Source organism: Piscirickettsia salmonis LF-89 = ATCC VR-1361 (assembly GCF_000297215.2).
GTDB classification, from domain to species: domain Bacteria; phylum Pseudomonadota; class Gammaproteobacteria; order Piscirickettsiales; family Piscirickettsiaceae; genus Piscirickettsia; species Piscirickettsia salmonis.
The window spans coordinates 4,997-17,350 of the sequence record NZ_AMFF02000184.1; the positions used below are offsets into that span (position 1 = coordinate 4,997).

Annotated in this window: 12 protein-coding genes and 1 tRNA gene; 5 read left to right on the plus strand and 8 right to left on the minus strand. The window is 39.4% G+C overall.

What is annotated here, in order from left to right:
• Together C200_RS16240 and C200_RS13010 are read right to left on the minus strand one after the other, a co-directional pair.
• Positions 1-259 (minus strand): hypothetical protein (locus C200_RS16240; protein WP_033923816.1); only part of this gene is annotated, 259 nt, incomplete at its 3' end.
• A gap of 244 nt (positions 260-503) precedes the next feature.
• A complete protein-coding gene (locus C200_RS13010; protein WP_016211235.1) occupies positions 504-941 on the minus strand; it encodes a DUF4402 domain-containing protein in 438 nt (145 codons plus the stop codon).
• Positions 942-1,367: 426 nt separating this feature from the next.
• Between C200_RS13010 and fumC the strand changes: the two genes are divergently transcribed.
• From fumC to C200_RS13025, 3 genes are all read left to right on the plus strand, one after another.
• Positions 1,368-2,759: a class II fumarate hydratase gene (gene fumC / locus C200_RS13015; RefSeq protein ID WP_017375826.1), complete on the plus strand. Its 1,392-nt coding sequence runs from the start codon at positions 1,368-1,370 to the stop codon at positions 2,757-2,759.
• A 442-nt stretch (positions 2,760-3,201) separates the two neighbouring features.
• On the plus strand, positions 3,202-4,695 hold the full coding sequence (locus tag C200_RS13020) for an amino acid permease (RefSeq protein WP_016211238.1): 1,494 nt from the start codon (positions 3,202-3,204) through the stop codon (positions 4,693-4,695).
• A 201-nt stretch (positions 4,696-4,896) separates the two neighbouring features.
• A complete protein-coding gene (locus tag C200_RS13025; RefSeq protein ID WP_129556456.1) occupies positions 4,897-5,646 on the plus strand; it encodes a hypothetical protein in 750 nt (249 codons plus the stop codon).
• 43 nt (positions 5,647-5,689) lie between these two features.
• On the opposite strand, the gene ftsX is transcribed toward C200_RS13025, so the two are convergent.
• Positions 5,690-6,658 (minus strand): permease-like cell division protein FtsX, encoded by a 969-nt coding sequence (gene ftsX, locus C200_RS13030; RefSeq protein WP_016211242.1) that lies wholly within the window; start codon positions 6,656-6,658, stop codon positions 5,690-5,692.
• Positions 6,612-7,307 (minus strand): cell division ATP-binding protein FtsE, encoded by a 696-nt coding sequence (locus tag C200_RS13035; protein ID WP_016211244.1) that lies wholly within the window; start codon positions 7,305-7,307, stop codon positions 6,612-6,614. The genes ftsX and C200_RS13035 overlap by 47 nt, the downstream gene beginning before the upstream one ends.
• Positions 7,308-7,447: 140 nt before the next feature.
• Between C200_RS13035 and C200_RS13040 the strand changes: the two genes are divergently transcribed.
• Positions 7,448-7,538, plus strand: a tRNA-Ser gene (locus C200_RS13040).
• Between the two features lie 241 nt (positions 7,539-7,779).
• Here the strand turns inward: C200_RS13040 and C200_RS13045 are convergent.
• The gene (locus C200_RS13045; protein ID WP_016211663.1) at positions 7,780-8,445 is read right to left on the minus strand and encodes a fumarylacetoacetate hydrolase family protein; all 666 of its coding nucleotides are present in this window, start codon (positions 8,443-8,445) and stop codon (positions 7,780-7,782) included.
• Between the two features lie 64 nt (positions 8,446-8,509).
• Entirely contained in the window at positions 8,510-9,466 is a 957-nt protein-coding gene (locus tag C200_RS13050) for a chemotaxis protein (protein ID WP_016211661.1), read from the minus strand.
• Between the two features lie 258 nt (positions 9,467-9,724).
• Between C200_RS13050 and C200_RS13055 the strand changes: the two genes are divergently transcribed.
• Positions 9,725-10,423: a substrate-binding periplasmic protein gene (locus tag C200_RS13055; protein WP_032126810.1), complete on the plus strand. Its 699-nt coding sequence runs from the start codon at positions 9,725-9,727 to the stop codon at positions 10,421-10,423.
• A gap of 42 nt (positions 10,424-10,465) precedes the next feature.
• On the opposite strand, the gene C200_RS13060 is transcribed toward C200_RS13055, so the two are convergent.
• Both C200_RS13060 and C200_RS15570 read right to left on the minus strand, forming a co-directional pair.
• Entirely contained in the window at positions 10,466-11,578 is a 1,113-nt protein-coding gene (locus tag C200_RS13060; RefSeq protein WP_016211662.1) for a C1 family peptidase, read from the minus strand.
• A 604-nt stretch (positions 11,579-12,182) separates the two neighbouring features.
• A partial coding sequence (locus C200_RS15570) for a transposase (RefSeq protein WP_033923692.1) occupies positions 12,183-12,354 on the minus strand: 172 nt, incomplete at its 5' end.

Below are 12,354 nucleotides of genomic sequence, written 5' to 3' on the forward strand. Positions count from 1 at the left end.
GCTGCTTAATTCTAAGCAGAGAGCACAAGAAAATAACCTTTCTGAAGTTCACTATAATTTTTCGCAACAGTGCCGCTTCATGATTAGTTCGGCCTGATTGAGGTTTGATAAGCGTACCAAACTCGAGTTGCTCTATTTCTAAGGTAATTGGAGCAATAATGTGGGCAGAAGTGTTTAGAGAAATGTTAGTATTTGCAAAAGTAAAAGCTGGGCTGAATGTAAATAGCAATAGGCTGGATAGGATGCTTGATTTTTTCATGATAACTTTCCTTTTATCATAACTATCATTGATCTTATTGCATGCAGGCTCTATGCCTATTTTTCTATAATATTTGCTTAGACTAATAATAAACACTGAAATTATTTGGCTTTTTTTTGAAAAATTGTTTGGAATTGATTAAAACTGAGATAATTGCGCCATAGCTTAAGAGGTAAGCTATGGCGCGGCTTAGTCATTGTCATTTAGATTAAATATAATCTTGAGTGGTTAGAATCGATCATGCTTATAAGTAGCTTGCCGTTACCACGGTTGAGCCAACATAACGTCCCTTAGCCGTTGTACTTGCCACAGTGACAGAACCGCCAATTGCTTTAGTCATTGCACCACTGGCAGGTAGTCGGCTGGTACCAGCGCCACTTAAACGGACAGTGAGTCGATTAGGACCATTGGCGATGATTGCCGCTGGTGCATGGCTGATGCGGACATTGGCATTGCCTTCACCGGTGACTCTAAAGAGTGCAGCTGATCGTTTTGTTGCTGTGCCTGAAGCGGGTTTATAGATGTAACCAAAGTTCATCGCACGGGTTTGGACAATATTCAATGGCGTGATAACAATTGCACTCATAGTTAAGTTAGTACGGTCAGCAGCAATGGCGGGTGTTAATGTCGCTGCGGTTGTGATTGCAAGAATAGACGATAGGGCTAGTGCTAGTTTTCTCATTTAGAGGTCTCCATACCAATAATTTTTTAAGGAACCTTGTGTTTATTTTTCTTAAGGTTCACTTAAGGAATAGCTGTGGTTTTACAGAAATAAAAAAGAGAATTGATCTGTGTTGTGTGTGAGATCTCTGTTTTTTTGTCATCTATAACAAAAAAATGCGCTTTATAACTATTTGGAATTAAAGAAATAAACTTGTGGGAGAGGGGCTTGGCGGTAAAAGTCCTCCCCATATTGAGGGGAGGTAAAATCTCTACCTGCATGATAGAGCTGCCGTTGAACAGTTGCAATATTAATATAAATGATAATCATTATCAAGTTATTTGTGATAATTATTTTTTGCTGAACTGTGTTGGGTTGAATTTATAGGCGGTGCGCTTTACTCTAGGCAGAGTTTATATAAATCAACGCTGAAAAAAGGTGATAAAAATGATAAAAGCAGTGCGTATAGAAACCGATAGCATGGGTGAGATTGAGGTTGCAAGCGATAAGTATTGGGGGGCTCAGACCGAGCGCTCGTTACATCACTTTGCCATTGGTCACGATATTATGCCACGGGCGATGATTCGTGCGCTTGGCGTATTAAAAAAAGCGGCGGCGCTGACGAATGAATCCTTAGATAAATTGCCAGCAGAAAAAGCCAAGTTAATTGTCCAAGCCGCAGATGAGGTGATCAGTGGCCAGCTTGACGCTCATTTTCCTCTACGCGTATGGCAAACCGGTAGTGGCACACAGACCAATATGAACAGTAATGAAGTAATTGCTAATCGAGCGATAGAAATCGCGGGTGGAGAAAAGGGCAGTAAAGATCCGGTTCACCCCAATGATCATGTCAATATGTCTCAATCATCGAATGATACCTTTCCAACAGCGATGTATATTGCGACAGTAGAGACCATTGTTCATCACCTGCTTCCTGAAATAAAAGCGCTGCGTGATGCGATTGCTGATAAGCAAACAGAATATCAACATATTATTAAAATTGGCCGTACCCACTTGCAAGATGCTGTGCCGTTAACCTTAGGTCAAGAGTTTTCAGGTTATGTAACGCAGCTTAATCAGGCGATTGGTTATATTGAAAATAACTTAACTCATTTATATGAGCTTGCATTGGGGGGCACTGCTGTTGGCACGGGCTTAAATACTCACCCTAAATTTGCAAAGAAAGCCGCTAAGTTTATTGCTAAAGAAACCGGTTTAAAATTTAGTTCAGCTGAGAATAAGTTTGCTGTGCTTGCCGCGCATGATGCAATGGTACAAATCAGTGGTTCTTTGAAGACATTGGCCGCTGCATTGATGAAAATTGCCAATGATGTACGTTGGTTAGGTTCTGGCCCGCGCTGTGGTTTGGGTGAGTTAATTTTGCCTGAAAATGAGCCTGGTTCATCGATTATGCCTGGTAAAGTCAATCCGACTCAATGTGAGGCGATGACCATGGTGTGTGTGCAGGTGATGGGCAATGATGCGGCAGTTGGCTTTGCGGGTAGCCAAGGTAATTTTGAGTTAAATGTCTTTAAACCGGTGATGGTCCATAATGTACTTCATTCAATTCAGTTGCTGGCCGATGCATCACGCAGCTTCAAAGAGTTCTGTATCGAAGGGCTTCAGGCAAATAATGAACGGATTGACTACTTCTTGAAGCACTCTTTAATGCTTGTGACGGCACTGAATCAGGTGATCGGTTATGACAAGGCGGCTATGATTGCTAAAACAGCACATAAAGAAGGCAGTAGCTTAAAAGAAGCTTGTTTGAAACTGGGTTATTTAAATGCAGATGAATTTGACCAGGCGGTTAATCCTGCCAACATGATTGCGCCTTAGGGCTCAATCACCTCTTGCACCCATGAAGCCTTTTCGCTAGTATGAGGAGCTGTATAGCGTTTTTATTAATAATACTAATACATAGAGCAAGACTTAAGAAAAGGCTTTAACAATGAGAAGCAGAGACCCTCAAAACACCAGTATCACTCCCATCTTAGCTGTTGTTCCTTCTCATCATCATTATCTTCATCCTTATCCTTCCCTGTCTTTGCATCGACATCACTCTCATTATCATTGCGACTAAATCGCTTATCTTTTTATCGACTAGCTTTTAAAGACCGAAAACCCGAGAGCCATAATAAGGGTGAAGGATTAAATACTTTTTTAGTTGATATCTGATTTTATCCATTGTTTTTAGTTTAGTTATTATTACAGCGATTATTTTTACTAAATTTACTTTTTTGTTTTGCATTTTTCATTTTTTTATTGAATAGGGTATTGCATGGAAACGAATCAAACATTGCAACGAAACTTAAAGCCTCGCCACTTAATTATGTTGGCACTGGGGGGAACGATAGGAACGGGGTTATTATTGGCGAGCGGGGGGGCGGTTCATAGTGGTGGCCCGGGAGGCGCTATATTGGGTTATTTGCTGGTTGCTGTCATTGTATTATTTGTCATGACCAGCTTGGGTGAGCTAACCGCATTTTCACCAACGACAGGGTCATTTTGCGATGATGCTGCCAGATATGTAGACCCTTCGTTTGGCTTTGCTATGAGTTGGAACTATTGGCTTAACTGGGTGTTTGTGGTGGCCTCAGAAGTGATTGCTGCCGGTTTGGTCATGCAGTTTTGGTTTCCGCATGTTGATGTATGGATTTGGAGTGCGCTATTTTTCTTGCTGATTTTGGCGATTAACCTTGTGGCAGTGAAGCTATATGGTGAAGTTGAATACTGGATTGCTTTTATTAAAGTGGCTGCGGTGATTATTTTTATTACTGTGGGGACGTTAATGATTTTTGGTTTAGTTGGCTCACAGGGGAGCGTAGGCTTTGATAATATTACCTTAGGTGATGCGCCGTTTCATCATGGTCTGTTTGGCTTTTTCAGTGTCTTTTTAATTGCAGGATATTCGTTTCAAGGGGTTGAGCTGATGGGGGTTGCTGCAGGAGAAGCCGATGAGCCGAAGAAAACCATTCCCAAAGCGGTAAAAACCGTGTTTTGGCGTATCGTTTTATTTTATATTCTTGCGATTGCAGTGATTAGCTTTTTGATTCCTTATACGGATAGCAATCTAGTGAATGCTCACTCTAGTGTTGCAAGTAGTCCGTTTACAATTGTATTTGAAAATGCAGGAATTAAGTTTGCCGCATCGTTAATGAATCTTGTGGTGATTACAGCGATTTTATCTGCAGCCAATGCCAGTATGTATACAGCGTCACGGATGTTATGGCATATGGGTAAAGCGAAGGAAGCTTCAGGGTCTTTTCAGCGGGTGAATAAATATGGTGTGCCGGTTATCGGTGTGATTGTAACCGCTTTAATTAGTGTGGTGTTGATTTTAGCGTCAACTTATCATGGTGGGCTAATATTTAGCTGGTTAGTGAATATGGTCAGTTATGCTGGTTATATTGCTTGGTTTGGTATTTGTTTAAGTCATTACCGTTTTCGTCGGGCCTATCTATTGCAAGGGAAAGACGTAAATCAATTGCCTTATCGGTCACGCTGGTTTCCATTTGCGCCGATTACTGCGATGGTCTTGATTATTGCTATTTTAATTGGCCAAGAGGTAATGGACATTATCAATAACGAGGCGAGCTTCTCAGGGTTTATTATTAACTATTGTGGCATTGTTTTGTTTTTAGTTTTAGTTATTATCCATAAATTTATTAAGAAAAATAAGTTGATTCCCTTAAATAATATTGAACTTACTGAAGAGTCGGTGGTTGAGAGGGGTGCTGATACTTCAGGCTATAGTGAATTAAAATTAAATTAAAATCACCCTGATTTTTACGAGCTTGCTTACCTTGTTTTTTTAGGTGTCAGCATTTTTTTAAGTCCTCTATTTTAGGGGGCTTTTTTATGCGCATAAACTTATTGAGTACTTAAATATTGAGTTTGATTCACAGTAGAAACGATCAGGTGGTTATGTGAATATGATCGGCAGTAATAATAATGATTTGTAGGTTAAATGAGTATGGCCATAAACAATAAGAAAGAGCTAGAAAGCTTCCTAAGAAAAAATAATTTGTATAATGATAAAGTGGAAAAGGAACTTAAAAAGGATGATTTCTTGCTGAAAGCCGCTCAGGCTTTAGACAATATGGGAGAGCTTGATTCTGGCAATTGGCAGAAGATTATGAAATCTCGCAGCTATCGTTATGCATTGGGCTCTCTTTATGACGCGGGCTTGCTGGGAGAGAGTGAGTTTGAGAATACTATTGATGAAATCTTAGACCTTATTGACGATGAAGCAAATAAGGATATGCGTTGGGCGATTTCATTTCTAGGTGAGCAGGACTTATTAGATGGTAATAATTGTCAGATATTAATGGAATCTGACTCTTTGCAAAAGACCTTGGCGATTTTGGCTGAAACGGATATTGAGCCTCAAACATTAAATCAAGAAGACGTTGTTAAGCTACAAGAGCCTTTATTGCAACATGCGCTTGCTGCCGCACATAAGGTTGAGAAATTTGAATCTATGGTTTTTGATGAGGATGACTTTGATGATCTTAAAGATGACGAGCAGGCTCAGAAAAAATTATTAATAGATAGTGATTGGACGTTTGCTTTACAGTTGCAGCAAGAAGAAATGAAAGCTGGTGGATTTACTGACACTAACAAATTTGAAGTAGAGGTGAGAAGACAAGCTGCGGTTTTTCTTAAGCATACTCATGAAAATAGCCAAGAAAAACTAATCAAGTATGGGTTTGAAATGGAATAGAATAGATATAGAAGCCTAGAGGGCAGTATGTATTATTTGGTTTTTAACATAATTGTAATTTTTTTAGATAATGCCGGGTGGTTAGCCAGGCACTCAGGCTGCTGAGCAACATGCTGATAATGATTAATATGCCAGCTTCCAGTAGGTTGATATTTTGTAAGCCCATTTGACTGTAGTAGAGGCGAGAGAATGAGTCTACTGGCGCTTTCAGCCACCAATAGATTAATTGAATAATGAGTAGGCTAAGTAATGCGCTGGTAAAGCCGTAAAAAGCGCCTAAGTAAAGGTACGGGCGTTGAATGAAATGACGGGTGCCACCTAATATGGCCATAATACGAATTTCATCGTGGCTTTGGTTTAATAATAACCTGAGGCTGTTATAGATAATTAAGGTTAATGCTAAGCCAAGCAATATACTAACGCTAAAAAATATACGTTTACTGAGTGTGGTAAAACGCATCAGGCGCTCGGCCCAAGCGAGATCGAGTTGGACGGATTCTACATGGTTTAACTGTGAGAGCTGCTTGGCTAAGCGCGTTAGTTGGTGTTGCTCGATAAAGTGATCTTTAGGTTCGACGACATAAACACCAGGTAATGGGTTTTCGGCAAGTGATTTAATGGCAAGTTGAAAGCTTGCAAAGGCTTTAAACTCATCGAGAGCCTCTTTGGGGCCGATATAGTCAATACGTTTAAGGTTTGGGTTTTTTTCTAGTAATTTACCAAGGGTTTTAATGTGTTGATCGGTGGCTTTGGTATGGGTAAAGACCGAAATTTGCGTGGTGCCTGTTAATGAGCTTTGCAATGGGCTGATATTTTTAAGTAATAAAAACAAAATAATGGGCAAGCTTAAGCCTAAAGCAATAACACAGTTGGTAATGATAAAGCCCCAAGGGTGTTCGGCAAGCTTAGAGAGGCTGAGCTTACAAGCGACGAGCTGAAACTTTAGCCATTGCCAAAGTGTTGTGTTATTTTTCGGCGGCAATTTGGGATTTGGCGGGGCTTTTTTCGTCACTGACTAAGGCTCCTTGCTCAAGGTGGAAAATACGCTGTTGATGCTCTTGCACGAGGCTAACATCATGAGTAGCAATGATAATGCTGACACCGATTTGGCTGAGGGTGTGAAACAATTGCATAATTGTGCGCGCAAGCTCGGGGTCTAAGTTCCCAGTAGGCTCGTCTGCAAGAATAATACTTGGCATATTCGCAAGGGTCCTGGCAATATTAATACGCTGTTGTTCGCCGGCAGAAAGCTCGCGTGGCATCAGTTGGCTCTTTTTGGACATGCCAACATGACTTAATGCTGCGCTGACGCGTGTTTTTAATTCTTTATGATTAACGCCCGCCATAATTAAAGGCAAAGCAACATTATGAAATACACTGCGGTCATAAAGTAAAATAGGGTCTTGCAAGATCATGCCCAGTTTGCGCCGATAAAAAGGCAGGTCTCGCTGTGGAATCCGTGCGACATTGCGTTTATCGACGATAATTTCTCCAAGTGTTGGTAACTCTATATGAGCAATTAATTTTAGTAGCGTGCTCTTTCCTGCACCAGAATGCCCAGTGAGAAAGGCGAGTTCGCCTTGATCGAGCTTAAAGCTGATGTTATTTAGGCCAACACGTTTGCCTGGGTAAATTTTACTGACTTGATGAAATTCAATCATAAGGCCTCCTCAGTTAAGCATGGTAAATAGAGGACCAATGGTCAAGCGCGGTGTTTAACGCTTTTCATAAAGAAAAGCTAATAAATTCAAAAAATAGCTTCACATTTGAGCAAGGTTGGGGTAATATGCTGGTCCTGAACGGAGGGATGGCAGAGCGGTTGAATGCACCGGTCTTGAAAACCGGCAAGGGTTAATAGCCCTTCCAGGGTTCGAATCCCTGTCCCTCCGCCAGTCTTTCATTAAAATCTATCTATATAAGATATTGTCTACATTTAAGATTCATATTTTCGACAAATATTATTTTTATTTTCTCCATAAATAATCAATGATTTTATCGGCACTGTTGCGAAAAATTATAGTGAACTTCAGAAAGGTTATTTTCTTGTGCCTCTTAACTTCCGTTGATTGCTACACCCTACTCAAATCTAAATTTTTTGCAACAGTGCCCTATTCAGATAATATTAGGATTATTTCAAGCAACAGTGATTGTATGATTAAAGCAATAATCATTTAAATAGAGTTTTAATTGATCTTTTGAGTGGAGTGGGCCAACGCCAGCAGGCGTACCGGTCAGAAAGACATCACCAGGTTCTAGGGTAAAAAACTGACTGGCTGTGCTGATTAATTCAGGAATGGTAGTAATCATTTGTTGAGCTAAGCCGTGTTGGCGTATTTCATTATTAATCGATAATTTAAATTCTATATTATCAAGTTGCTTTATTTGGTGGCTGTGCATAAAGGGGCTTAAAACACATGAGCCATCAAAGGATTTGGCTTTTTCCCAAGGGTGACCGTTATCTTTAAGCTGGTTTTGTAAATCGCGTAGGGTTAAATCAATAGCAAGGCCATAGTAAAACGTCTCGAGTTGAATCTCTTCTGGCTGTCGTTTAGAAACTGTTTCAGTGATCAGTAAAGCAAGTTCCAGTTCATAGTGGCAAGAACCATAGGCAGTGGGCCATTGGATGGGGGTAGTTAAATCAATCATAGCTGAGGTCGGTTTCATAAATAATAACGGTGTGGTTGGCGTTGCATTATTAAGCTCGTGAATATGATCAATATAGTTGCGACCAACACACACTACTTTTCCAGGTTGCCATTGAAGGGGATGTTGGTTTATATCCATGTGCTGATACGTCATAGTAAATGCCCTGATAAGATGAGTCTATGGTATGGGCATTAAACCATATTTAGGAATGTTTAGCCTACTGCTTATTTGCTTTATTAATGCGTATTTGAATTTGCTCTTTGACGACATTGTAAATTTTATGTGGGTCGATTTTACCAACAAACTCATTGCAGCCGATTTCTTTGGAATCTGATTCATTAAAAACGCTAGTAATCGATGTGTTGAGCATAATAAACAAATTTTTAAGTCCTGGATGTTCTCGACAGTTTTTTATCAGTGAGTAGCCATCCATTTCTGGCATTTCGACATCGGAAATAAGCATGAGGTATTTACGGCTAACATCACCTGCAGTGCGTGGAATATCATGCTCAAGAATGTCCAGTGCATGTTGTCCATCATCGGTCATAATGACATTAACGCCAATTTGATCTAATACTTGCTTAACATGGCGGCGAGCGACTGAGGAATCATCGGCGACAAGTACGGTGTATTTGTGAGCGACTTTTCTGATCATATCATCAAGATCATCAGTGTTGAATTTTGCTCTAACGTCATGAATATCACCAAGAACACGTTCAACATCGAGTAATTCAACTAAACGGTTGTCTACTTGCGCTAAGTCTTTGGCTATGCCTGTGATATAGTGATCCCGGCCAGTGGCTGGGGGGGGTGGAACAATACTTTCCCAAGACGCATTAACAATGTGATCTACTTTATAAACAACTAAGCCTTGTACACTGCGATTATATTCAGTGATGATTAAAACTTTATCTTCTAGATCATAGGTATATTCATCATTGACGGCTTTATTAAGGTCGATAACGGGCATGGTTGTACCACGAATACTGGTTGCACCAATAACGGCTTTATGCGAGTTAGGTAATTGCGTTAATGGCGGTACATTAATAACCTCTCGAATTTTAAAGACATTAATACCAAACAGCTGACCATCCAGATGAAAGAGTAATATCTCTAGACGATTATGACCGACAAGTTGTGTTCTAGCATCAACACTTGCGAGTATATCTGGCATAACTGACCCTCCCCAGTAATCTCAAGTATAGAGCTTCTTTTTTAAAGTCGCGGTGAAAAAATTAACTTACTATAAAAAAAGCGCTAAAACAGCCTGCTAATTAGTCTGTTAATTAAAATATAAAGTTATGGGGTAAATACTGGTAGTACAGGGGAAATCGCTTTAGGAAAATATGAACCGAGAGTCAGTCAGCTCTTTTTCAAAAACATATCTATTATACTAAAAGCCTATGCTTATTATTTATCTGCAGCTTTAGTTATGAAGATTTTTATTAACCTTATGTTTGTACTTGCTTTATGCGGTTTTAATCTAAATGTTAGTTATAGCGCTGAGCGAGTAATTAAGTTAACCATGGACGATCGGCCACCGTTTCACTATCTTCAAGATGGCAAGTTAAAGGGTCCGGTGATACAAACATTGCAGTGTATCTTTAAGCATATGCAGCAAGCCTATGATGTTGAAGTGGTCTCCTGGTCAAGAGCACAGCATTATGTCAAAGTGGGATATGCTGATGGTTTTTTTGCGGCTAGCCATAATAAAACTCGAGACCAATATGCGACGCTTTCTTATCCATTTGTTGATCAGTACTGGAGTTGGTTTACATTAAAATCTAAAACTATCTCAAAAAAACAACTTGAATCAAAAGCACTAAAGGTGTCTAGTTGGAAAAAATCTAACTCTCAGCATTGGTTAGAAAAAAATAGTTACAATTTTATTAATTACCCACCTCAGGAAATCAGCCATTTGGTGAATATATTAAGAGCAGAGCGTGTAGCGGCTATCTTTGGCAGTAATATCGCAATCTATCAGTATTTAAAGAGGCTGAGGGTTTTTGATCAGGTCAAAGAAATAAAAGTAGTTCATAAGCCGATGGGGCTGTATATGTCTCATCGTTATCTTAAAGAAGATCCAGAATTTTTAAGGGTGTTTAATGAAAAGTCCAAGAAATGCTTGTAGTTAAATTTAAGCAGCCTTCCTAGCGAGGGCTGCCTTATATTATTATTGTTTACGCCCTATCTCTTGTACTTCCATAACCATGACTTTAAAAAAGTCATAGGTCATATAGTAATTACCGTGATCACCTGCATTCTCTCCCCATGAGTTACGCAAGGTTAAAAGACCACATTGTTGCTTGCCACTGCCTACACCAAAGGTAATTTCTGCACAGGCATTATCATTATATCCGGTAATAATCATTTCATGGCCGCCAGAGGACTCTTGTTCAACAAACTCTTTTACTTCAGGAATCATCACCCAGGCATCATCAGGGGCGCCATTATACGAGCCACCAATAACGAGGTCGCCAGGTCTTCCTTTTGTTGATCCTTTGGGCACAACGGCAAGCAGTGAGCCTAATGTGACCCTATGGCCTAAATTAAGAGCTCTTTTTACCATACTCAGCGTAAAACTCCCATAAATCGGAATTTTACGCCAATCTTTGTCTGTAAAGCGTTTATCGCTAAACTGCTGGAAAACCTCAGGTGTCATATCGCTTCCTGTTTCTTTTGCATTATAGGTTGGGTAATGTAATAAACCACCGCAAACATATGCCCCATCAATCATTTGGCTTTGTTGGTCTCTGCTCATAAAACCATATGTAGTGATTTGCCCGAGGACCTTCGTCCCCCACGAGCCTTCCCAGCCACCCATAGCATCTGGGTTGTTAATGTATTTTCCCAGCTCCAGATTGCAAAGTTCACTCATTTGATTGTATGCACTGGTGAGCCCAAAATAAGCATCCACAGCACCTGCATTGGCAAATGTGGCACAGCTGCCGTGTGAGCCTTGGTTATGTACGGGAACGCCTGCCATATCTAATTGTTTTTGTGTGCTATGGCCGATCGCTGGCATATTAAAATTAGGGGTTTGCTGAGTACTTTTTAGTGCCTTCGATATTTTGGAAACTTTCTCAGCTTTTTGCTCTGGTGATAAATTTACCTTCATTAATGTAATTTGTTGAGGCATCATTGTTGAAAATGATGCGTGAGCCCCACGCATCATTGGGCCTCCAGATCCTGGAATGGTAACAAGTAAGGTTTCTGCATGAACTGAAGCTATTGTTAAGCTTAAACTACTGATTAGAAGAAGATGGATATTCTTTTTTTTAAACATAGCGTGGTCTCCCAGAGCGATAATAAAATTGCTTTATAAAAGCAGATAAGGTTAAAAAAATTTAACAAAAATATTTATTTTTTTACTTGGTCTAGTTAATTATCAGAATTAACATATATTGTTAATATGTCAATAATATTTATTAAGATTTTTGTTAATTTTAGTTGGTTTGAAAATTATATGTGCCGATTAATTAATTTATCTCTGGTGTTTTATATTTGATTGGTAAAAGATAATATTATTTGATAATAATATTTTGTGTTTTTTATGATTACATTAATTTTTTGCTGTTTTTTTCATGCTGTTGATATCAGTGTATGATTATATAAATTTTCAATTTTTATATCTTAAAATATAAATCAGTTAGGAAGGAGGGTGGAAATTATATGGGGTTTAGCCAATCAAAAACGTGTGAAAGCTGATGGCTTTTTCTAATATGTCTAAAATTGAGCGTATTGCAGTAAAGTAGCTAGTGCTGATGTTTTCTTAAAAAAGTGATTTCGATTACAAAGCGTCTATGAAGAAGATTTTAGGTGGCTTTGAATCAGCTCTTAGAGCCTGGTCGATTGCTGACTGGCTCATAGAGTCGGGTGTTGTATAGCACTCAACGAATAGTTTCTGACATTGACTTCATTACTTGACTAAGCGCTGTCTCTAAATTTATTTCATCTTGATCAAGCTTCATGCGAACCCTATTTTTAAGCGGTGACCATACATGCTCTATCGGGTTTAAATCAGGAGAATAAGGGGGTAAAAATAATAAGTGACAACCCGCA